This is a genomic window from Pseudomonas citri, from assembly GCF_025336485.1.
GTDB classification, from domain to species: domain Bacteria; phylum Pseudomonadota; class Gammaproteobacteria; order Pseudomonadales; family Pseudomonadaceae; genus Aquipseudomonas; species Aquipseudomonas citri.
In genome coordinates this window covers 384530-405651 of sequence record NZ_JAODAB010000002.1, presented here as the reverse complement: position 1 = coordinate 405651, position 21122 = coordinate 384530, and the positions used below count along the sequence as shown (strand labels likewise).

Annotated in this window: 18 protein-coding genes; 12 read left to right on the top strand and 6 right to left on the bottom strand. The window is 60.5% G+C overall.

The genetic code is table 11. The features are described 5' to 3' along the window. Positions 1-77: 77 nt before the first annotated feature. The 5 genes from N4Q37_RS04035 (at position 78) to N4Q37_RS04015 (ending at position 5089) form a co-directional block, all read left to right on the top strand. A complete protein-coding gene (locus N4Q37_RS04035) occupies positions 78-1199 on the top strand; it encodes a beta-ketoacyl-ACP synthase III (protein WP_260955582.1) in 1122 nt (373 codons plus the stop codon). A 158-nt stretch (positions 1200-1357) separates the two neighbouring features. Continuing rightward, on the top strand, positions 1358-1969 hold the full coding sequence (locus N4Q37_RS04030) for an RNA polymerase sigma factor (RefSeq protein WP_260955581.1): 612 nt from the start codon (positions 1358-1360) through the stop codon (positions 1967-1969). Continuing rightward, entirely contained in the window at positions 1963-2199 is a 237-nt protein-coding gene (locus tag N4Q37_RS04025) for an anti-sigma factor family protein (RefSeq protein ID WP_260955579.1), read from the top strand. The genes N4Q37_RS04030 and N4Q37_RS04025 overlap by 7 nt, the downstream gene beginning before the upstream one ends. A 249-nt stretch (positions 2200-2448) precedes the next feature. Beyond that, the gene (locus N4Q37_RS04020; RefSeq protein ID WP_260955576.1) at positions 2449-3759 is read left to right on the top strand and encodes an OprO/OprP family phosphate-selective porin; all 1311 of its coding nucleotides are present in this window, start codon (positions 2449-2451) and stop codon (positions 3757-3759) included. 205 nt (positions 3760-3964) lie between these two features. Then, positions 3965-5089 (top strand): GNAT family N-acetyltransferase, encoded by a 1125-nt coding sequence (locus N4Q37_RS04015; RefSeq protein ID WP_260955574.1) that lies wholly within the window; start codon positions 3965-3967, stop codon positions 5087-5089. Positions 5090-5213: 124 nt separating this feature from the next. Here the strand turns inward: N4Q37_RS04015 and N4Q37_RS04010 are convergent, their stop codons facing one another. From N4Q37_RS04010 to N4Q37_RS03995, 4 genes are all read right to left on the bottom strand, one after another. After that, positions 5214-7046: an ABC transporter ATP-binding protein gene (locus tag N4Q37_RS04010; protein ID WP_260955572.1), complete on the bottom strand. Its 1833-nt coding sequence runs from the start codon at positions 7044-7046 to the stop codon at positions 5214-5216. A gap of 86 nt (positions 7047-7132) precedes the next feature. Further along, positions 7133-7687, bottom strand: a complete 555-nt coding sequence (locus N4Q37_RS04005) for a peptidylprolyl isomerase (RefSeq protein ID WP_260955570.1) — start codon at positions 7685-7687, stop codon at positions 7133-7135. 4 nt (positions 7688-7691) lie between these two features. Then, complete coding sequence (locus N4Q37_RS04000; protein WP_260955568.1) at positions 7692-8495, bottom strand: alpha/beta fold hydrolase; 804 nt, start codon at positions 8493-8495, stop codon at positions 7692-7694. A gap of 14 nt (positions 8496-8509) precedes the next feature. Continuing rightward, positions 8510-9433 (bottom strand): LysR family transcriptional regulator, encoded by a 924-nt coding sequence (locus tag N4Q37_RS03995; protein ID WP_260955566.1) that lies wholly within the window; start codon positions 9431-9433, stop codon positions 8510-8512. Positions 9434-9483: 50 nt separating this feature from the next. Here N4Q37_RS03995 and N4Q37_RS03990 point away from each other — a divergent pair, with 50 nt between their 5' ends. The 3 genes from N4Q37_RS03990 to N4Q37_RS03980 all read left to right on the top strand — a co-directional run bounded on the left by N4Q37_RS03990 (position 9484) and on the right by N4Q37_RS03980 (position 11657). Then, the gene (locus N4Q37_RS03990; RefSeq protein WP_260955565.1) at positions 9484-9798 is read left to right on the top strand and encodes a 3-phosphoglycerate kinase; all 315 of its coding nucleotides are present in this window, start codon (positions 9484-9486) and stop codon (positions 9796-9798) included. Positions 9799-9948: 150 nt separating this feature from the next. Further along, complete coding sequence (locus N4Q37_RS03985; protein WP_260955563.1) at positions 9949-10548, top strand: FMN-dependent NADH-azoreductase; 600 nt, start codon at positions 9949-9951, stop codon at positions 10546-10548. A gap of 245 nt (positions 10549-10793) precedes the next feature. Next, positions 10794-11657, top strand: coding sequence for a carboxylate/amino acid/amine transporter (locus tag N4Q37_RS03980; RefSeq protein ID WP_260955561.1), 864 nt, complete (start codon positions 10794-10796; stop codon positions 11655-11657). Here the strand turns inward: N4Q37_RS03980 and N4Q37_RS03975 are convergent. After that, positions 11650-12537 (bottom strand): LysR family transcriptional regulator, encoded by an 888-nt coding sequence (locus N4Q37_RS03975; RefSeq protein WP_260955558.1) that lies wholly within the window; start codon positions 12535-12537, stop codon positions 11650-11652. The two genes, N4Q37_RS03980 and N4Q37_RS03975, sit on opposite strands and share 8 nt — an antisense overlap. 157 nt (positions 12538-12694) lie before the next feature. Here N4Q37_RS03975 and N4Q37_RS03970 point away from each other — a divergent pair, with 157 nt between their 5' ends. Then, the gene (locus N4Q37_RS03970; protein ID WP_260955557.1) at positions 12695-13339 is read left to right on the top strand and encodes a hydrolase; all 645 of its coding nucleotides are present in this window, start codon (positions 12695-12697) and stop codon (positions 13337-13339) included. A gap of 66 nt (positions 13340-13405) precedes the next feature. On the opposite strand, the gene N4Q37_RS03965 is transcribed toward N4Q37_RS03970, so the two are convergent. After that, on the bottom strand, positions 13406-14704 hold the full coding sequence (locus N4Q37_RS03965; RefSeq protein ID WP_260955555.1) for a mechanosensitive ion channel family protein: 1299 nt from the start codon (positions 14702-14704) through the stop codon (positions 13406-13408). A 192-nt stretch (positions 14705-14896) separates the two neighbouring features. Here N4Q37_RS03965 and N4Q37_RS03960 point away from each other — a divergent pair, with 192 nt between their 5' ends. The 3 genes from N4Q37_RS03960 (at position 14897) to N4Q37_RS03950 (ending at position 21102) form a co-directional block, all read left to right on the top strand. Then, positions 14897-16243 (top strand): DEAD/DEAH box helicase, encoded by a 1347-nt coding sequence (locus tag N4Q37_RS03960; RefSeq protein ID WP_260955553.1) that lies wholly within the window; start codon positions 14897-14899, stop codon positions 16241-16243. Positions 16244-16501: 258 nt separating this feature from the next. After that, positions 16502-19003 (top strand): sialidase family protein, encoded by a 2502-nt coding sequence (locus N4Q37_RS03955; RefSeq protein WP_260955551.1) that lies wholly within the window; start codon positions 16502-16504, stop codon positions 19001-19003. A gap of 392 nt (positions 19004-19395) precedes the next feature. Then, on the top strand, positions 19396-21102 hold the full coding sequence (locus tag N4Q37_RS03950) for a ShlB/FhaC/HecB family hemolysin secretion/activation protein (protein ID WP_260955549.1): 1707 nt from the start codon (positions 19396-19398) through the stop codon (positions 21100-21102). Positions 21103-21122: the final 20 nt, after the last annotated feature.

The following is a 21122-nucleotide window of genomic DNA, read 5'->3' as shown; positions in this document are numbered from 1 at the left end:
TGGATGGGAAAAGACCCTTTGTGTATTGGTACGTCGGTGCCAATGCTTTCTGCCTGAACAGATCAGAGACACGACCCATGCATAACGTTGTCATCAGCGGCACCGGCCTGTACACCCCGGCCAACAGCATCTCCAACGAAGAGCTGGTGCACTCTTTCAACACCTACGTCGCGCAGTTCAATACCGACAACGCCGCGGCCATCGAGCGCGGCGAAGTCGAGGCATTGACCGAGTCCAACGCCGCGTTCATCGAAAAGGCTTCCGGTATCAAGAGTCGCTTTGTCATGGACAAGGACGGCATCCTCGACCCGCAACGCATGACCCCGCGCCTGCCCGAGCGCTCCAACGAAGAGTGGTCGGTGCTGTGCGAAATGGCCGTCGGCGCCGCGAAGCAGGCGTTGGAGCGCGCCGGTCGCAGCGCCGCCGACATCGATGGGGTGATCGTCGCCTGTTCCAACCTGCAGCGCCCGTACCCGGCCATCGCCATCGAAGTCCAGCAAGCCCTGGGCATCGAGGGCTTCGGGTTCGACATGAACGTGGCCTGTTCCTCGGCAACGTTCGGTATCCAGGCCGCAGCCAACAGCGTGCAACTGGGCCAGGCCCGGGCGATCCTGATGGTCAACCCGGAAGTCTGCACCGGTCACCTGAACTTTCGCGACCGTGACAGCCATTTCATCTTTGGCGATGCGGCCACCGCGGTGATCATCGAGCGCGCGGACCAGGCGACCTCGCCGTACCAGTTCGACGTGGTCAGCACCAAGCTGCTTACCCAGTTCTCCAACAACATCCGCAACAACTTCGGCTTCCTCAACCGCGCCGCGCAAGAGGGCATCGGCAGCCGCGACAAGCTGTTCGTCCAGGAAGGTCGCAAGGTGTTCCGCGACGTCTGCCCGATGGTGGCCGAGCTGATTGGGGTCCACCTGGAAGAAAACCAGTTGAACGTCGGCGAAGTGAAGCGCTTCTGGCTGCACCAGGCCAACCTGAGCATGAACCACCTGATCGTGCGCAAACTATTGGGCCGCGAAGCCACCGAAGAGGAAGCGCCGGTGATCCTCGACCGCTACGCCAACACCAGTTCGGCCGGCTCGGTGATTGCGTTCCACCTGTACCAGGACGATCTGCCCAGCGGCTCGGTGGCCGTGCTCAGCTCGTTTGGCGCCGGTTATTCGATTGGCAGTGTGATTTTGCGCAAGCGTTGATCGTCGGCAATGGGGTTTGTTGTGGCGACGGGATTCAGGCTGGGATGTGGGAGCAAAGCTTGCTCGCGATGGCATCCTTGAAATCGCCATCGCGGGCAAGCCTTGCTCCCACAGGTCTTGTTCTCACAACAGCGATCTATCCAGAACCAGGGCGTTGAATGACAGCCACCGACGACACACAACTGCTCCAACGCCTCCTGGCCGGCGAGCAGCAGGCCTACAAGGAACTGGTCAGCACCTACCAGGGGCCGATGCGCGCCGTGGCCTATGCCATTGTCGGCCACCGCCATGTCGACGAAGTGGTGCAGGACGCCTGGCTGTCGGTGGTGCGCAACCTCGGCGGGTTCCAGGGCCGTTCCAGCCTCAAGACCTGGTTGCTGACCATCACGGCCAACACCGCCAAGGGCCGCTACAAGCAGAACCGGCGCGAGGTGCTGCTCGATGACCTGCCTTCACCCCACGGCACGATCGGCGATGAGCGTTTCGCCGCCGATGGTCATTGGTTGCTCGCGCCGTTCGCCTGGCACCAGGACACGCCCGAAGCGCTGCTCACGGAAAGTGAACTGCGTGATTGCCTGGAGCACACCTTGCTCAGCCTGTCGGAACTGCAAGGCAGCGTGCTGACCTTGCGCGAACAACAGGGCCTGGAGCTGGACGAAATCTGTAATCTGCTGGACATCTCGCTCTCCAATGTACGCGTGCTATTGCATCGCGCCCGATTGAAGGTCTTCGCGACTGTTGAACATTTCGAGGAAACCGGCGAATGCTGACCTGCAAGGAACAAGTGGCGCGCTCCAGCGACTATCTCGACGGACAACTGAGCTTTCGTGAACGCCTGCTGGTGCGCCATCACCTGCTGTTCTGTCCCAACTGCCGTCGGTTCATCCGCCAGATGCGCCTGATGCAGGCGACCCTCAGGAAACTGCCGAAATCGCCGGTTCCCGACCTGGATCACCTCGCCGAGAAGCTTGCGGCGGAGCGCCGCAAGAACATTCGCTAAACCCGTTGGAACAGACGAGTGTAACGAGGCTGCGATCTTTCCCCTATCGATTGAATATCGAGCGAAGAATCAAAAGATCGCAGGCTGCTGCAGTTATTCCCATTCGAAGTAAAAAGTTCCGTTGTCATAAAATCTTTATCCGCCAGCAACTCCCCTGACACAACCCATCGCCAAGATCCCCTCCCAACACCAGCGGGCCCAGTTCCGCGTGTTTTCTAACGCATAGACTACCAACAGGGGAATTCTTCGATGATCCGTAAGCACTTCGCAGGTTTTGCCGCCAGCGCACTGGCGATGGCAGTAACCGCCCAGGCTTTCGCCGGCACCGTCACCACCGACGGCGCCGATATCGTGGTCAAAACCAAGGGCGGCCTCGAGGTCGCCACCACTGACAAAGAGTTCAGCTTCAAGCTTGGCGGTCGTTTGCAGGCTGACTACAGCCAGTTCGACGGCATCTACACCGACAACGGCGACAAGGCCGACGCCGCTTACATCCGTCGCGCCTTCCTGGAACTGTCCGGCGTGCTGTACACGGATTGGGCCTACACCATCAACTACGACATGTCCCACAACAGCGGCGACTCCGACAACGGTTACTTCGACGAAGCGTCCCTGGCCTACAACGGCTTCAAGCCAGTTTCGATCAAGGTCGGTCGTTTCGACCCCGACTTCGGCCTGGAAAAAGCCACCAGCTCCAAGTGGGTGACCGCGCCTGAGCGTAACGCCGCCTACGACCTGATCGACTGGGCCAACAGCCACCAGAACGGCCTGGGCCTGCAAGCTTCCAGCACCTTCGCCGATTCGTTCTACGCCTCGGCCGGTGTGTTCAGCAAAGACACCGACGACACCGACGGCAACAGCGTCAAGCAAGTCAACGGTCGCTTCGTGTTCGCGCCGATGCATGACGCCGGCAACGTGTTGCACTTCGGTCTGAACGTGGCCTCGCGCGACGTTTCCGACACCGTGTTCGACGCACGTTATCGCTCTCGCCTGGGCATGCGCGGTGTGGAAACCCTGGGCGGCAACGACGCCGGCCCTAACGGCAACCGTCCGGTCCTGGGCGGCGCCAACAACTCGCCGGCCGGTTCCTACGACCGCGATACCGCGTTCGGCCTGGAAGCCGCTTTCGCCATGGGCCCGGCGTCGATCCAGGGTGAATACATCACCCGCAAGACCAAGGCCGACGCTGATGGCTTCGAAGACATCAAGGGCCATGGCTTCTACGTCCAGGGCGCCTACACCCTCACCGGTGAATCCCGTGGCTATAAAGTCGGCAAGTTCGACGCGATCAAGCCCCAGAACAAATCCATTGGCGCCTGGGAAGTGTTCTACCGCTACGACAGCATGACCGTCGAAGACGACAACATCACCACGGCCACCGCCACCCGCGACGTGGGCGATGCCGAAGCCAAGGTGCACAACCTCGGCGTGAACTGGTACGCCAACGAAGCAGTGAAAATCTCCGCCGCCTACGTCAAGGCCAAGACCGACAAAGTCACCAACGTCAACGGCGACGATGATGGCAGCGGCGTGGTTGTCCGTGCCCAGTACGTGTTCTAGTGGCCTGTACGGTTAATTCGGGTACTCGAAGTTGAGTGCACGAATTGACCACACAGGCCACTCAATCGCGCATTTGATACAGAGCTCTTTCTTCATCCGTTAAAGCTCCTTATTTCGACCCCGCCACTGGCGGGGTTTTTTTATGTGCGTCCGATCAGGATCGGCGATACTCGCTCCATCCATCGTCCGGCTATCGAGGACCCGCATGCCGCTTCACGTCCTGGACAACCTGTCCACCCTCGCGCCGCAAGAATGGGACGCGCTGGTGCCCGCCAATCAGCCGTTCCTGCGCCACGCCTTCCTGAGCTCCCTGGAAGACAGTGCCAGCCTCGGCCCGCAAACCGGCTGGCAGCCCGAGCATTTGCTGCACATCGAAGACGGTCGTCTGCTGGCCGCCTTGCCCAGTTACCGCAAGTGGCATTCCTACGGCGAGTACGTGTTCGACCACGGCTGGGCCGACGCGTGTGCCCGGGCCGGTATCGACTATTACCCCAAGTTGCTGACGGCGGTGCCGTTCAGCCCGGTCAGTGGTCCGCGCCTGCTGGCGGCGCGGGTGGAGGATGGGTTGGCGTTGCTGGGCAGCGTGCCGGGGTATCTAGAGATCGAAGGGCTGTCCAGCGCCCACATCAACTTTACCGATGCGTTCACCGACACGGCGCTGGCCGGGCAGGCGGGGTGGTTGCAGCGGATCGGCTGCCAGTATCATTGGCAGAATCGCGGTTATCGGGACTTCCAGGATTTTCTCGATGCCCTCAGTTCCCGCAAGCGCAAGCAGATGCGCAAGGAGCGCGAGCAAGTGGTGGGGCAGGGCATTGCGTTCGAGTGGCTTGAAGGTCATCAGCTGGACGAAGCACAGTGGGATTTTGTCTACGCCTGTTACGCCAATACCTATGCGGTGCGGCGGCAGGCGCCGTACCTGACCCGGGCGTTTTTCAGCCTGCTGGCCGAGCGCATGCCCGAGGCCATTCGCGTGGTGCTTGCCAAGCAAGGTTCACGGCCGGTGGCGATGGCGTTCAGCCTGGTGGGTGGCGACAGTTTCTATGGGCGTTACTGGGGTTGCCTGGCGGAGTTCGACCGCCTGCACTTCGAGACCTGTTTCTACCAAGGCATGGACTACGCCATCGCCCATGGCTTGCAACGCTTCGACGCCGGTGCCCAGGGCGAGCACAAGTTGATTCGCGGGTTCGAGCCGGTGATCACCCGGTCGTGGCATTACTTGCGTCATCCGGGATTGAAGGCGGCGGTCGCGGATTTTCTCGTCCGCGAACAAGAAGGGGTATTGGCGTATGCCGAAGAGGCCAAGACAGCACTGCCGTATCGACAGTGCTGATATCTGTTGCTGATACCGAAGCCTGTGGGAGCAAGGCTTGCCCGCGATGAAGGCGGCGCGGTCTTTCATAAATCGAGTCGCCTGTTTCGCGAGCAAGCCTTGCCCCCACAGTACAGCGGGCTGCTTAGTCGATCCCCACAAACCCACCCGTCTGATGCCGCCACAACCGCGCATACAACCCCCCAAGCGCCAGCAGTTCGGCATGGCTGCCGGTTTCGGCGATGCGGCCGTTCTCCAGGACCACCAAACGGTCCATGCGGGCGATGGTGGAGAGGCGGTGGGCGATGGCGATCACCGTCTTGCCTTGCATCAGCGTCTCGAGGCTTTCCTGGATCGCCGCCTCGACTTCCGAGTCCAGGGCCGAGGTCGCTTCGTCCATGATCAGGATCGGCGCGTCCTTGAGCAGTACCCGTGCGATGGCGATGCGCTGGCGCTGGCCACCGGACAACTTCACGCCGCGTTCACCGACGTGGGCATCGAAGCCGGTGCGGCCTTGGGCGTCCGACAGCAGCGGGATGAATTCATCGGCGCGGGCCTTGCGCACAGCGTCCCAGAGTTGCGCATCGGTGGCGTCGGGCTTGCCGTACCGCAGGTTGTCGCGAATCGAACGGTGCAGCAGCGAGGTGTCCTGGGTGATCATACCGATCTGTTCGCGCAGGCTTTGCTGGCTGACGCCGGCGATGTCCTGGTCGTCGATGAGAATGCGCCCGCCCTGTACGTCATAGAGGCGCAGCAGCAGGTTGACCAACGTGGACTTACCGGCGCCGGATGGGCCGATCAGGCCGATTTTCTCCCCCGGCCGGATGCTCAGGTCGAGGTCGCCGATCACGCCGCTTGGCTTGCCGTAGTGAAAGTCCACGTGCTCGAAACGCACCTCGCCGCGAGTCACCACCAAGGGCTTGGCCTGCTCGCGGTCGGTGACGCTGACGGGCTGGGCGATGGTCTGCAAGCCGTCCTGGACCATGCCGATGTTTTCGAAGATGCCGTTGACCACCCACATGATCCAGCCAGACATGTTGACGATGCGGATCACCAGCCCGGTCGCCAGGGCAATGGCGCCGACGCTGATCAGCGACTGGCTCCACAGCCACAGTGCCAGGCCGGTGGTGCTGACGATCAGCAACCCGTTCAGGCTGGTGATGACCACGTCCATGCTGGTCACCACGCGACCGGCCAACTGGGCCTTCTCGGTCTGCTCGGCGATGGCTTCGCGGGCGTACTGCTGTTCGAAGTGAGTGTGGGCGAACAGCTTCAGGGTGGTGATGTTGGTGTAGCCGTCGACGATCCGTCCCATCAGTTTGGAACGGGCATCGGACGACACCACCGAGCGTTCCTTGACCCGTGGCACGAAGTAATACAGCGAGCCGATGAAAGCGGCGATCCAGAGCAACAGCGGGATCATCAGGCGCCAGTCGGCTTCGGCGAACAGCACCAGGGAGCTGATGGCGTAGATCAGCACGTGCCACAACGCGTCCACGGCCTGCACCGCTGAGTCGCGCAAGGAGTTGCCGGTCTGCATGATGCGCTGGGCGATGCGCCCGGCGAAGTCGTTCTGGAAGAAATTCAAGCTCTGCTTGAGCACGTAGCTGTGGTTCTGCCAGCGGATCAGGCTGGTCATGCCGGGGCTCAGGGTCTGGTGCACCAGCAGGTCATGCAGGGCGACGAAGAGGGGCCGCAGGATCAGCGTCACCGCCGCCATCCACGCCAACTCGAGGCCGTGGAGCTTGAAGAAATCCGCGTTGGGCGTGGCTTGGGCCAGGTCGATGATGCGGCTCAGGTAGCTGAACAGCGCCACTTCGATCAATGCGCCGATCAGGCCCACCACCAGCAGCACCGCGAAGCTGGGCCAGACTTGTTTCAGGTAGTACGTGTAGAAGGGCAGGACGCGGTTCGGCGGGGCCGGGGTCGGGGCGTCGCGGAAGATGTCGATCAGTTTTTCGAAACGGCGATAAACCATCGGTCAATGCCCCGGTTGGGGGCTCTCCTTTTGCTATGGGCGGCGCGGGACTGCCGTCGCCGCCCAGGCTTGCCGTGTGCCGTGACTCAGTCGATGCGCTTGGCCGACTTGATCAGCACAGGGTCGATTGGCACGTTCTGCATGCCTTGTTTGGTGGTGGCGGGCGAGTTGACGATGATGTCCACCACGTCCATGCCCTTGACCACTTTGCCGAACACCGCGTAGCCAGCGTCACGGCCCGGGTCGAGGAACGCGTTGTCGGCGACGTTGATGAAGAACTGGCTGGTGGCGGAGTTCGGGTCGGAGGTGCGCGCCATCGCCAGGGTGCCGCGTACGTTGTGCAGGCCGTTGCTGGCTTCGTTCCTGATCGGCGCCTTGGTGTCTTTTTGTTGCATCTGTTGGGTGAAACCGCCGCCCTGGGCCATGAAGCCGGGGATCACACGGTGGAAAATCGTGTTGTTGTAGAAGCCGCTGTCCACGTACTCGAGGAAATTCTTGGTACTGAGCGGGGCCTTGACCGGGTCCAGTTCGATTTCGATCTGGCCGTTGCTGGTTTCCAGCAACACGTGGGGCGCTGGCGCGGCCATCAGGTTGGCGGCGAACAATGCGGTACCGGCGGCGAGGGCGAGTTTTTTCAGCATGGGGTCAATGATCCTGGGTGGTGGAATCGGTTTCGGTCAAAAAATCGAGCAGCGTTTGGTTGAAGCGTTCGGGTTGGTCCAGCGGAGTAGCGTGCCGTGAATCGGCGATGACCACCAGCCGCGCATCGGGCAGCAGTTTTACATAGGCTTCTTTCAGCGCCACTGGGGTGTAGTCATGGTCGGCGCAGATGACGAGGGTTGGACAGGTGACGTGCGACAGTCGTTCCTGAACGCCCCAGCCGACGATGGCATCGAAGCTGGCGAGATAAGCACGTTTGTCGTTTTTTGCCCAGCGTCGGGCCATTTCCAGACGTAAATCGGTTTGTCCTGGCTTGGGGAACAACTTGGCTCCCAGGGCCTTGCCGATGGTTTCCAGGCTGAGGATGCGCATCAGGCTCCAGCGCTTGAACCATTGCCAGATATCGTCGAGGGTACGGACCTTGACCTCGGGCGCGCTGTTGACGATGCACAGGCTCTTGACCCGCCCGGGTTCATCCAGCGCCAGTTGAAAGGCGATCATGCCGCCCATGGACCAGCCCACCAGGTGCACCGGGCCCAGGTCCAGATGCTCGATCAGGGCGATCAGGTCGGCGCTGAAGCCTTCGATGCTATAGGGCCCGCGTGGTTTGTCCGAGCGTCCATGTCCTCGCACGTCTACGACGATCACGCGGTAATGATTGGAGAACACTGGGATCTGCTTTTCCCAGTCCCGAGTGCTGGAACCCAGCCCGTGGACCAGCAACAAGGGCGTGCCATGACCGTATTCTTCGTAATGCAGGTTGCAATCTTCATGTTCGAAATAGGCCATCGGCGAAGTCCTTGTCAGGCTTGTTCAGGGGCGGCGAACGGCGTGTCCAGTGGTGCGGTGTCGAAGGTGCGCAGCAGTTCGACGAGAATCTGCGTGGCCGGGCCCAGGGGTTTTTCCTTGTTCGAGTACAAATAGAAACTGGGGTTGCGACTGCCACCCTGGTCCAAGGGTAGACGTTTGAGCGTGCCTTCCTTCAATTCCCGCTCGATCATGTGGCGAGGCAGCCAGGCAAAGCCCAGGCCGCTGCCGACGAAGGTCGCGGCGGTGGCGAGGCTGCCGACGGTCCAGCGCTGCTCGGCGCCGAGCCAGCCGACGTCGCGCGGTTGCTCGCGACCGGAGTCGCGGATGACCACTTGCAGCTGGCTTTCCAGGTCCTGGAACGTCAGCTCGCGGTTGAGCCGATGCAAGGCGTGCTCGGGATGCGCGACGGCGACGAACTCCACGTCGCTCAGTTCCGCACCCAGGTAACCGGGGATGCTGAGGCTGCTGATGGCCAGGTCGGCGACGCCTTGCAGCAGGACCTCTTCAACGCCCGACAGCACTTCCTCCCGCAGGCGCACCCGGCAGCCGCGGCTCTGGGGCATGAACGCCGTCAGCGCCCGCACCAGGCGCGCAGTGGGGTAGGCTGCGTCGACCACCAGCCGCACCTCGGCTTCCCAGCCTTGTTCCATGTGATGGGCCAGGTCTTCCAACTGGCTGGCCTGTTTCACCAGTTGCCGCGAACGGCGCAACAACACGCCGCCGGCCTCGGTCAGCACGGCCTTGCGCCCGTCAATGCGCAGCAACGGCACGCCGAGTTGATCCTGCATGCGGGCTACGGTGTAGCTCACCGACGACTGGGAGCGATGCAGCACTTCGGCGGCCTGGGCGAAACCACCGTGGTCCACCACGGCTTGCAGGGTTCGCCATTGATCAAGGGTCACGCGGGGCGCTTTCATATCGAGCTCCTCTTGTCCTAAGCTGGCGATCCCCTGCTGGAGACTGCCGAATGAAAAAGATCTGTTGTGTGGTGCTGGCCTTGTTGCCACTGACTGCGTTTGCCTACCCGATCGAGGTGGAAAAACACCTCAACGGCCTGAGCATCGACTACAACGCCTATGACACCGACGCCGACATCGGCTCCATCCAGGTCAACAACTACGGCAGCAGCGATGCGGCCTGCACCGTGGTCTTCAACAATGGCCCCGAAGCGCCGCGCACCCGGAGGATCGAAGTCGCCGCCGGCAAGTTCAAGAACGCCACGGCCAAGTTCAACCGCAACATCATCAAGCTGCGCATCAAGCTGACCTGCCAGCCGAAATAACCGGAGCGGAGCAAGCCACGTAGCGCTTGCTCCGCATCTAAACGAAAAAATCGATGTTTTGCAGCAATTATTTGCGCTTTTTCATCGATTGGCTAGCGCTTAACCTTCACTCCATCGACTGACAACATTCTCAGATGGAGCCTACAAACCATGTCCCGCGTTCTGATCATCGAAAGCAGTGCCCGCCAGCAAGACTCGGTGTCCCGTCAACTGACCCAGACCTTCATCAGCCAATGGAAAGCGGCGCATCCGGCCGACGAAATCAGCGTCCGTGACCTGGCCATCAACCCGGTGCCGCACCTGGATGCCCATTTGCTGGGTGGCTGGATGAAGCCTGCCGAGCAGCGCAACGACATCGAGAACGCCTCCCTGGAGCGCTCCAACCAACTGACCAATGAATTGCTCGCCGCCGACGTCTTGGTGATGGCCGCGCCGATGTACAACTTCGCCATTCCCAGTACCTTGAAAGCCTGGCTCGACCACGTGCTGCGTGCCGGCGTGACCTTCAAGTACACCCCCACCGGCCCCCAAGGCCTGCTGACCGGCAAGCGCGCCTTCGTGCTGACCGCCCGCGGCGGCATCCACGCCGGCGGCAGCTCCGATCACCAGGAACCCTACCTGCGTCAGGTCATGGGCTTCATCGGCATCCACGACGTGACCTTCATCCACGCCGAAGGCATGAACCTGGGGGGCGATTTCCAGGAAAAAGGCCTGAATCAGGCCAACGCCAAACTGTCCCAGGTGGCCTGAGTCTTAATCTTCGGCTAATCGCCAGGTGGTTTAGTGGCCTGGCATTTCCCTTCAGACTGTTTCGCGCATCGAACCTCCCTTTGCACTTGTTGCTCCTGAGTGCAGTCGCCCGATTGAACGCTTTAGCGAGATCGGGCTTTTTTTTGCCTGGGATTCCCCCTTCGATGCCTGTTGAAAAGGGCTTAAAGGTTCGCGACTCCCCGCAAAACCCGCTATCGTCGCCGCCATTCGAAACGAGGGGCGGTATGGGCTATCTACTTTTTGTGACGCTGATCCAGGCGTTTTCCTTCAGCCTGATCGGCGAGTACCTGGCCGGACATGTCGACAGTTATTTCGCGGTGCTGGTGCGGGTGCTGCTGGCCGGGTTGGTGTTCATCCCGCTGACCCGCTGGCGCCAGGTGGAACCGGCGTTCATGCGCGGCATGCTGTTGATCGGCGCGTTGCAGTTCGGCGTGACCTACGTCTGCCTGTACCTGAGCTTCCGGGTGCTGACGGTGCCGGAAGTGTTGCTGTTCACCATTCTTACGCCGCTGCACGTGACCCTGATCGAAGACGCGCTGAACCGCCGCTTCAACCCCTGGGCGCTGATCGCGGCACTGGTGGCCGTGGCCGGTGCGGCGGTGATTCGCTACGACCGGATCAATCCGGATTTCTTCATGGGTTTTTTGCTGCTGCAACTGGCCAACTTCACCTACGCGGCCGGGCAGGTGCTGTACAAACACCTGGTGGCCCGCCACCCGAGCAACCTGCCGCATTACCGACGCTTCGGCTACTTCTACCTTGGCGCGTTGGCGGTGGCATTACCGGCCTTCCTGTTATTCGGCAAGGCCAACTTCTGGCCCGAAGCTCCGCTGCAATGGGGTGTGCTGGTATTCCTTGGCCTCGTCTCCACTGCATTGGGGCTGTACTGGTGGAACAAGGGGGCATGCCTGGTCCATGGCGGGACGTTGGCGGTGATGAACAACCTGCATGTGCCGGTGGGGCTGCTGGTGAACCTGTTGATCTGGAACCAGCACGAGGATCTGGGGCGGTTGTTCCTCGGTGGCGGCGTTATCCTGGCCGCGGTGTGGATCAGTCGGTTGGGCCTGCGCAGGTCATCGGCTATCTAGCCGCCAATTGCTCCACCAGGAACTCGACGAAGGCCCGGGTCTTCTGTGGTAGGCGCCGGGCTGACGAATACACCGCATTGATGCTGATGGCCGGCGCCTGCCACTCGCACAGGACCGGCACCAGGCGCCCTGCGGCCAGGGCGTCTTCGACGATGAAGTCCGGCAGCAACGCAATGCCCATCCCGGCTTCGGCGGCCTGGGCCAGCAAGTCGCCGTTGTTGACGTGCAACGGGCCGGTGACATTGACCCGTTGAGTCTCCTTGCCATTGCACAGTTGCAGGCTCACGCCACTTTGCAGGTAGCCGTAGTTGAGGCACTGGTGGGCGCGCAGGTCCTGGGGCGTCTGCGGGACGCCGGCGCGCTCGAGATAGGCAGGAGCGGCGACCATGATGCGCGGCGCCGGCGCCAGTTGCCGGGCGATCATGGTCGAGTCGGGCATGCTGGCGATGCGAATGGTCACGTCGAAACCACCGCGCACCGGGTCGACCTGCTGGTCGCTGAGCACCACTTGCAGCTCGATGTTCGGATGCTTTTCATGGAACAGCGGAATCAGCTTGCCCAGCCGCCGCAGGCCGAACGACATCGGCGCGTTGACTCGCAACACCCCGCGTAATTCACCGATCCCGTCCCGGGCCCGCTGCTCGGCCTCATCCAGCGCCGCCAAGACCTCCCTGGCCGCTTCGAAATATTCCGCGCCTGCTTCGGTGAGATGCAGGCTGCGTGTGGTGCGTTGCAGCAACTGCACGCCTATCGCTTCTTCCAGCGCCTGAATCTGCTTGCTGACTTTCGACCTCGGCACGTCCATGGCCCGTGCGGCCGCGGCGAAACCGTTCTCGCCGACCGTGACGACGAACGCGCGCATGCATTCGATGCGATCCATGATTGTCCCTTATTTAGAATCAATGATTCTCGATTTTAGGTAATTGTCCCTTCAAGTGCCAGCCCCTAAAGTAGCACCCATGCCGACGACAACACCGACGAAGGCCACCAAGACTTACCTAACTCATTGAATTAACGACATTAAAAAGGAAACCGCCATGTCTAACCGCGAACTGCTGAACCCAACCAACTCCGCCCTGATCCTGATCGACCACCAGCCACAAATGGCCTTCGGCGTGCAGTCGATCGACCGTCAGACCTTGAAGAACAACACCGTCGGCCTGGCCAAAGCGGCGAAGATCTTCAACGTACCGACGATCTACACCTCGGTCGAAACCGAAAGCTTCAGCGGCTACATCTGGCCTGAATTGCTGGCAGTTCACCCGGATCAGAAACCCATCGAGCGCACCTCGATGAACTCCTGGGAAGACAAGGCGCTGGTTGACGCGGTGAAAGCCACCGGGCGCAAGAAACTGATCATCGCGGCGCTGTGGACCGAGGTCTGCCTGACCTTCCCGGCACTGGAAGCACTGGCCGAAGGCTACGAGGTGTACATCGTCACCGACGCCTCGGGCGGCACCAGCAAAGAAGCCCACGACATGTCGGTACAGCGGATGATTCAGGCCGGCGCGGTGCCGGTGACCTGGCAACAAGTGCTGCTGGAATACCAACGTGACTGGGCACACAAAGAGACTTACGAGGCGGTGATGGAACTGGTCCTGGAACACAGCGGCGCCTACGGCATGGGCGTGGACTACGCCTACACCATGGTGCACAAGGCACCGCAACGTCAGGCCAAGTAACCGGCAGACAGCTGCAACCCCTGTGGGAGCGAGCAAGCTCGGTTCCCACAGGGGTTAGCGGTGTATTCAGACCACCTGTTTCTGCCCCTCCAGAACAAGACTCCCGCCCAACACCGCCGGCAGCAACCCCGAACGCAAATCCATGCCGCTCGGCTGCTGATAAAGACTCAAGCCGAACTCCGGCATCACCGCCAGCAGGTAATCGAAAATATCCCCCTGGATGCGCTCGTAGTCGGTCCACGCCGTGGTGCGGGTGAAACAGTAGATTTCCAGCGGGATGCCATGGGCGGTGGTCTGTAGCTGACGGACCATGCAGGTCATGTTCGGTTGGATTTCGGCGTGGCTTTTCAGATACGCCAAGGCATAGGCGCGGAAGGTGCCCAGGTTGGTCATCCGTCGGCGGTTGGCCGACATGGCCGCGACGTTGCCCTGGGCTTCGTTCCAGGCCTTGAGCTCGACCTGTTTGCGACTGATGTAGTCGGTCAGCAGGCGAACCTGGGTCAGGCGCTGTTCTTCCTCGTCGTGCAAAAAGCGCACGCCGCTGGCGTCGATGAACAGGCTGCGCTTGATCCGTCGGCCGCCGGCTTGCTGCATGCCGCGCCAGTTCTTGAACGACTCGGACATCAGGCGCCAGGTCGGGATCGAGACGATGGTCTTGTCGAAGTTCTGCACCTTGACCGTGTGCAACGTGATGTCCACCACGTCACCGTCGGCGCCGACTTGGGGCATCTCGATCCAGTCGCCGACCCGCAGCATGTCGTTGCTGGTCAATTGCACGCTGGCGACGAATGACAGCAGGGTGTCCTTGTAGACCAACAGGATCACCGCCGACATCGCACCCAGGCCCGACAGCAGCAACAGCGGCGAACGGTCGATCAGCGTGGCAACGATGATGATCGCGCCGAACACATACAGGACCATTTTCGTCAGTTGCACATAGCCTTTGATCGAACGGGTCCGGGCATGCTCGGTGCGTGCATAGACATCCAGCAGGGCGTTGAGCAGGGCACTGAGGGCCAGGACCATGAACAGGACGGTGAAGGCCGTGGCGATATTGCCCAGGAACACCAGGCTGGTCTTGCCCAGCCCGGGCACCAGGTGCAGGCCGAACTGGATCATCAGTGACGGTGTCGTTTGCGCCAGGCGGTGGAAGACCTTGTTCTGGCGCAGGTCGTTGATCCAGTTCAAGGCAGGCTGGCGTCCCAGTAACTTGGCCGCGTGCAGGATCAGGTAGCGGGCCACGCGTCCGAGCACCAGGGAGATGACCAGCAGCACCGCCAGGGCCAGGCCGGAATGCAGGAGCGGATGCTTGTCAAGGGCGCCCCAGAGGTCTTGGAAGTCGAGCCAGAGCTGTTTGATGTCCATGGTGAAAACGGTTCTTCTATAAAGATGCGACGGGCGATTAGAGCATTTAAGCCTGCCCAGGTGACCGTTGATGACGGCTGGCGGTTAAAAAAAGCCACTGATTGTCGCCGTTTGCATAAAGAAACTCGGCCTGCGCGCTCGAAACCGTTACCCTATGCAGCTGTTTTTTTGCCTATCTTCGAGGTCGCCCCCGTGTTTTCCGAATTCGCCCTGCACGAACGCCTGCTCAAAGCCGTGGCCGAGCTTAAATTTGTCGAGCCCACGCCGGTGCAGGCAGCGGCTATTCCGCTCGCGCTCCAGGGGCGTGACCTGCGGGTGACGGCGCAGACCGGCAGCGGCAAGACCGCCGCGTTCGTGCTGCCGATCCTCAACCGCTTGATCGGCCCGGCCAAGATCCGCGTCAGCATCAAGACCCTGATCCTGCTGCCGACCCGTGAACTGGCCCAGCAGACCCTGAAGGAAGTGGAGCGTTTCTCGCAGTTCACCTTCATCAAGTCCGGCCTGATTACTGGCGGTGAAGACTTCAAGGTCCAGGCCGCCATGCTGCGCAAGGTCCCGGACATCCTGATCGGCACGCCGGGGCGGATGATCGAGCACCTGAACGCCGGTAACCTCGACCTCAAGGAAGTCGAAGTGCTGGTGCTGGACGAAGCCGACCGCATGCTGGACATGGGTTTTGCCGAAGACGTGCAACGCCTGGTGGACGAATGCGCCAGCCGCCAGCAGACCATGCTGTTCTCCGCCACCACCGGTGGTTCGGGCCTGCGGGAGATGGTCGCCAAGGTGCTGAACAACCCTGAGCATCTGCAGCTCAACGCGGTCAGCCAACTGAACGCCACCACCCGCCAGCAGATCATCACCGCTGACCACAACCAGCACAAAGAGCAGATCGTGAACTGGTTGCTGGCTAACGAAACCTACGAAAAAGCCATTATCTTCACCAACACCCGGGTCATGGCTGACCGTATCTACGGTCGTCTGGTGGCTCAGGAATACAAGGCGTTCGTGCTGCACGGCGAGAAAGACCAGAAAGATCGCAAGTTGGCCATCGATCGCTTGAAGCAGGGCAGTGTGAAAATCCTCGTCGCCACCGACGTCGCCGCCCGCGGCCTGGACGTGGAAGGCCTGGACCTGGTGATCAACTTCGACATGCCTCGCAGCGGCGACGAATACGTACACCGCATCGGTCGCACCGGTCGCGCCGGAAACGATGGCCTGGCGATCTCGCTGATCTGCCACGGCGACTGGAACCTGATGTCGAGCATCGAGCGCTACCTCAAGCAGAGCTTCGAGCGCCGCACCATCAAGGAAGTCAAAGGCACCTACGGCGGACCGAAAAAGGTCAAGGCTTCGGGCAAGGCCGTCGGCGCGAAGAAGAAAAAGGTCGATGCCAAGGGCGACAAGAAGAAGTCCGCCGCCAAGACTCCCACCAAGCGCAAGACCGCCAACCGCCCGAAAACCGACGCCCCGGCGCTGGTCAGCAAGGACGGCATGGCCCCGCTCAAGCGCCGCAAGCCGGCAGCGCCAGCGGCGGAGTGATTGCGCGTTAGGACTTGAAGAAACCGGACCTTGAGTCTAATGCTGTTCACTTAAGAAAAACGATGAACCTGTGGCGAGGGGATAAATCCCTCGCCACAGAAGCTGGCGTGCATGACCTGGTAACAGCCAACTGTCTCCAAGTCCAGGGGCCCAGAATGATCCTGGCTGATATCAAACAGTCGTCTACCATGGAAAAACGACCGGTAGCGTTGCGCCTGCAATGCTGGGTCGCTCCTTGGCAAAGGATTATTCAAAGGAATGAACGCCATGACCCTTAGAGCGGTATTCAGTCGCCTGATGTTGTGCCTGTGCAGTGTGTTCGCGGTCTCATCGACTTATGCGGAAAGTGTGATCATTGCCACTCCTCAACAAGGTGTGGGGATCGAAGTGGATGTATTCGACAGTCCTGATGCCATCAATGGAGCACCGTCTGCAACCAGCAGCGTGCCAGCCACTTCGGTTGGGTTGTTTACACCCGTGGTGCAATCGTTCAAAGGCAAGCTTTATATGTTCTGGATCAGTGACAGTGATTCCGCTCATATCTATTTTTCCACTTCGGTGGAGGGAAATAATTGGTCTTCTCCACAGTCGATCCCCGTCGCCAATATCCTGGGTAATGTTTCAGCAACGGTGTTCAAGCAAAAGCTGGTACTGACTTTTACCGACCAGGCTCAAATAAACAGCATCAGTTCCGAAGATGGCGTGAGCTGGTCCAACGTTAACCCTGTCACGGCCTCCGATGATGCCGCCTATAACAGTCCTGTGGTGTACAACGGGAAACTGTTTGTCTTCTACTGCGAGGAGGACGATAACACTGTCTACTATGTGACCTCGGACGATGGGCTACAGTGGAGCCAGCCAACTTTCGGGTTCAAGGCAAACGCTTACAGGGTCCTGAGCATCGTGCCGGTGGCTTATAACGGCGAGCTGTTGCTTTACTACTCCTATGATCTCGGCCATTTAGCCGTGCGCGCTTACGACCGCGGTAGTCATTGGGGCGATGAGCAAACGCTGTCGGGTATAGCGAATGAGCTTCTCCTGAGCCGTGCCACAATGATCGGACAGCGCATTTTTATCAGCAGTGGCGCCAATACGTTTGCTTCAACCGACGGGGTCAACTGGAGCCCTTATTTTTCCAAGTCGTTCGGGGCCTTGACGAGCGCGCCGGGATTGGGCGTTTCCTATGCCATTACCACAAGCGATCTGACTGCGGACAACCCGCAGCTGCCTGCGGACCTGGCAACGGGTCTCAGCCATACCGACTATGCAACCTTCGCCTGGCGGAGCTTTTTCGCCCTGAACAATACGGCCAAGACCCCGTTGCCGGCTAACCGTGGCGTCGGCAATCCCGGCAGCAGCTTTGCCGATTCGGGCAAGGTCTCACAATCTCCCAATCCCTTGTTGTGGCAAACCTTTGCTCACCGTACCGAGATGTTTCCGGGGGCAAAAGAGCAAAAAAACTCCGCAGGCGGTCCTATCCGTCCGTTCGGTTCCGACCCGCAATACAGCTACATCAACTTCCCCAACGGTGCACCTCTGGCGGCAGGCGCCACCTATACCCATTACAACAATCTGGACGAGGCGACCCAGATAGGGCAGAACGCAATATTTTTCCCGGTCAACCCGCCAAATGTGGCCAAGACCGGAAACGACTATGCGCCTTCGCAGGACAGCCAGATCCTGTTTGAGGCCAAGGCCAACCCCGTCGTCTACGAATACGCGAGAACCCTGAGCAGTTATCCGGATCATGTTGTGCTGCCCGATGGCGCGGTGGAGGTCAAGGCGGCATGGCGTAAGCTGGCAGACATTCCGGTGCAGAATCGCGGGCGCTACCATACGGCGACGGTGGTGACCTATCAGGGCAAGGACGATGCGCCGGTGGCGCACAATGAAGACTACGCGCTGGTCGCCCTGCATATCATCCACAAGACGCCCAACTACCCGACTTTCATATTCGCCACGTTCGAGCACGAGGATGCCCTGACCTTGTCCGATGGCAAGTCGCCGACCGGCCTTTACTACATCGCCAACTACAACGAGATTGCCTACCCCGGTCTCGATACTACAAAAAATCCCCCGACCGCGACTTTCTCTGACGGCAACAAAACCTATACGGTGCCTTTGCCGAAGGCAGGGCCCGTCGCTAATGCGAGTCTGAGTCCGCCCGTCTACTCCAACAGTAACGGGATTCCCGAGGGACAGGCCGGCCCGATCCGTGTGGTGCAACCGCTGACCGTTTATTCCGAAGTTGAAGCGGTGAACAACCAGGTCAAACAGCTCATGGACGGCAGCAGTGAATTCAACAATTCGGTCTGGAAGCATTATCGACTTAAAGGCGTGCAGGCTATTCCGTCGAGCACTCAAACCGATCCGGATTACTACCTGGCCAATATCATGGTCGAAAGCAGCCAGCCGGGGATACAGCTGTTTCGGGGGAGCAATGTATTCCCGATTCGGAGTGACAATACCCTGACCAACGCGCGCGACCAGGTGAACATCAAGGTGCCGGATTATGACCACAGCACTCAAAACCTGACCATGGGCGGTTGCATGGGGTGTCACGGCATTGCCCAGAGCTCGCTTAAACAAGGTTTCAGTTTTCTGTTCGATGCTATCAATCCCATGCTCGGTAATGGCAAAACCGGTTTTGCGAACCCGGAGACCGTAGGTTTGCCGGATCCGCGCACGATGAAGGAAAGGGCCCAGAAATATTCTTTCGGTCCTCAGAATAAGGACGCCATTGAGAAGGCGGGCAAGTAGCAGGCAAACATAGCCCCCCTGGCGAGGGAGATTACTTCCGCTGGGGCGGTCCGACGCCTCGGGCGCAGCGGCCCCAATGATGGCGGTTTCCACAATCCAAAGTTGAAACTCAGATTTTTGCGGGGGGCGTTTCGCCCCCAGCGTCAGCAGTCACCCCACCTTCTTCTGCGCCTCCTTCAACTCTTGCAGACGCTCATTGATCAACTGGCACTTGTCCGGCACATCCTTGCTCGCCGTCTCCAGGTCCATGGCCTGCAACTGCGGAAGACGCCTGATTTCAGACCGACGGTCCCGTCGATAGCCTTGAAGCCCGACTATTTAATTGACGTCAAAATGATGGCCATCTAACATCGCGCCGCTATTTTGATATCACTCCGCTCGAGGGATCGAACATGTCCTCACCCGCCCTCTGGGCGAGGTTGTGCGTGGCTTTGCTGTGCCTTTCTCCGCTGACGCTTGCTCACGCAGCCCCCACGCCCGGTGACACGGATCTCATCCGCGAGCGCCAGAACCGCTTGCTCGAAGAGCAGCGCAGGCGGCTGGAAGAACTCAAGGACCTGCCCGGCCAGGAGGCCAAGCCGACCCCGCCGACCGCACCGGCCGATAGCCGTTGCTTCCCGATCAAGACCATCGAACTCAAAGGCGCCGACAGTCTTTCCGTCGGCGAACGCGAGGCGTTGCTCAAACCTTACATCGGCCAGTGCCTGGGCGTGCCGCAGCTCAACGAGTTGCTCAAGGTCATCACCGACCACTATATCGAAAAGGGCCTGGTCACCAGCCGCGCCTATCTGCCGCAACAGGACCTGTCCAGCGGCCATCTGCAAGTGCTGGTGGTCGAGGGCCGGCTCGAAGGCCTGAAGGGCGCCGAGAACAGCAAACTCTCCGACCGTGAGCTGGTCATGGCATTTCCGGGTGAGGCCGGTGATTTGGTCAACCTGCGAGAGATCGAGCAGATGGTCGACCAGCTCAATCGCCTGCCGTCGAACCAGGCCAAGATGGAGCTGACCCCCGGCCAGAATGTCGGCGGCAGCGAAGTGCGTGTTACCAACGAACCGAAAAAGCCCTGGCGTGCCGGGCTGTCGCGCAGCAACGACGGTCAGCGCAGCACGGGCGAGCAGCAGTGGGGTAGCAGTTTTGAATGGGACAGTCCGCTGGGCCTGGCCGATCAGTTGATGTTGCGCGGCGGTCATGACGCGATGACCGACCACCAGCACACCTCTCGAAACGCCATGCTCTATTACAACCTGCCGTTTGGCTGGTGGAACGTCAGCTACACCTACAGCCAGAGCGAATACCGCTCGCAGATTGCCGCCAACGGATTCAATTTCAAGCAGACCGGCGACAGCCAGAACCATCAGCTGCGCGTTGAGCGGGTGATCCATCGCGATGCCCTGAGCAAGACCTCCCTCAACACGGGTCTTTCGTACCTGCGCACCAACAATTTCATCGAAGACAGCAAGCTGGCAACCAGCAGTAACCGCCTCAGCGAAACCCAGTTCGGCATCAACCATGGCCGCCGTGTCGGCAGTGCCTTCGTCAACCTGGACGGGGGAGTGCAGCAAGGCATCGGCGCCTTCGATGCCCAGGGCGACAACGATCCGAAGCCCGGCCAGGCCGACGCCCGCTACCGCAAATACACCGCCACCCTCAGCTACCTGCAACCGTTCCAGCTGTGGGGCGAATCCTTCAGTTTCAGCAGCCTGATGACCGGCCAGCGCAGCGAAGACGTGCTGTTCAGCCCGCAACGCATGAGCCTGGGCGGGCAATCGTCGGTGCGTGGCTACAAGGACCAGTCGCTGTCCGGCGACAGCGGTGGCTACTGGCGCAACGACCTGCGCTGGAGCCGGCCAATCTCCCTGGCCTGGCTGCGCCCGGTGTTCGCCGAATACGGCACCAGCCTCGGCTATGACCAGGGTGTGATTCGCGGTGACCGCTACAACGGCAATCAGCACGGGCGCATGTCGAGCAACTCGCTGGAGTTGTTTGCCCGTGGTGAGCACCTGAGCGCCAGCGTCACTTTCGCCCATTCCCTGGAGCGTCCGGATGCCCTGACCGAGCGCGAAGCGCCGATCTATTTCCGGATGGATGTACTCCTCTAATTCTTGCTGCAACGAGACCT

Bases quoted from the DNA above. Each gene is read 5' to 3' on its own strand.
- N4Q37_RS04035 (WP_260955582.1), top strand. From the start codon at position 78: ATGCATAACGTTGTCATCAGCGGCACCGGCCTGTACACCCCGGCCAAC.
- N4Q37_RS04030 (WP_260955581.1), top strand. From the start codon at position 1,358: ATGACAGCCACCGACGACACACAACTGCTCCAACGCCTCCTGGCCGGC.
- N4Q37_RS04025 (WP_260955579.1), top strand. From the start codon at position 1,963: ATGCTGACCTGCAAGGAACAAGTGGCGCGCTCCAGCGACTATCTCGAC.
- N4Q37_RS04020 (WP_260955576.1), top strand. From the start codon at position 2,449: ATGATCCGTAAGCACTTCGCAGGTTTTGCCGCCAGCGCACTGGCGATG.
- N4Q37_RS04015 (WP_260955574.1), top strand. From the start codon at position 3,965: ATGCCGCTTCACGTCCTGGACAACCTGTCCACCCTCGCGCCGCAAGAA.
- N4Q37_RS04010 (WP_260955572.1), bottom strand. From the start codon at position 7,046: ATGGTTTATCGCCGTTTCGAAAAACTGATCGACATCTTCCGCGACGCC.
- N4Q37_RS04005 (WP_260955570.1), bottom strand. From the start codon at position 7,687: ATGCTGAAAAAACTCGCCCTCGCCGCCGGTACCGCATTGTTCGCCGCC.
- N4Q37_RS04000 (WP_260955568.1), bottom strand. From the start codon at position 8,495: ATGGCCTATTTCGAACATGAAGATTGCAACCTGCATTACGAAGAATAC.
- N4Q37_RS03995 (WP_260955566.1), bottom strand. From the start codon at position 9,433: ATGAAAGCGCCCCGCGTGACCCTTGATCAATGGCGAACCCTGCAAGCC.
- N4Q37_RS03990 (WP_260955565.1), top strand. From the start codon at position 9,484: ATGAAAAAGATCTGTTGTGTGGTGCTGGCCTTGTTGCCACTGACTGCG.
- N4Q37_RS03985 (WP_260955563.1), top strand. From the start codon at position 9,949: ATGTCCCGCGTTCTGATCATCGAAAGCAGTGCCCGCCAGCAAGACTCG.
- N4Q37_RS03980 (WP_260955561.1), top strand. From the start codon at position 10,794: ATGGGCTATCTACTTTTTGTGACGCTGATCCAGGCGTTTTCCTTCAGC.
- N4Q37_RS03975 (WP_260955558.1), bottom strand. From the start codon at position 12,537: ATGGATCGCATCGAATGCATGCGCGCGTTCGTCGTCACGGTCGGCGAG.
- N4Q37_RS03970 (WP_260955557.1), top strand. From the start codon at position 12,695: ATGTCTAACCGCGAACTGCTGAACCCAACCAACTCCGCCCTGATCCTG.
- N4Q37_RS03965 (WP_260955555.1), bottom strand. From the start codon at position 14,704: ATGGACATCAAACAGCTCTGGCTCGACTTCCAAGACCTCTGGGGCGCC.
- N4Q37_RS03955 (WP_260955551.1), top strand. From the start codon at position 16,502: ATGAACGCCATGACCCTTAGAGCGGTATTCAGTCGCCTGATGTTGTGC.
- N4Q37_RS03950 (WP_260955549.1), top strand. From the start codon at position 19,396: ATGTCCTCACCCGCCCTCTGGGCGAGGTTGTGCGTGGCTTTGCTGTGC.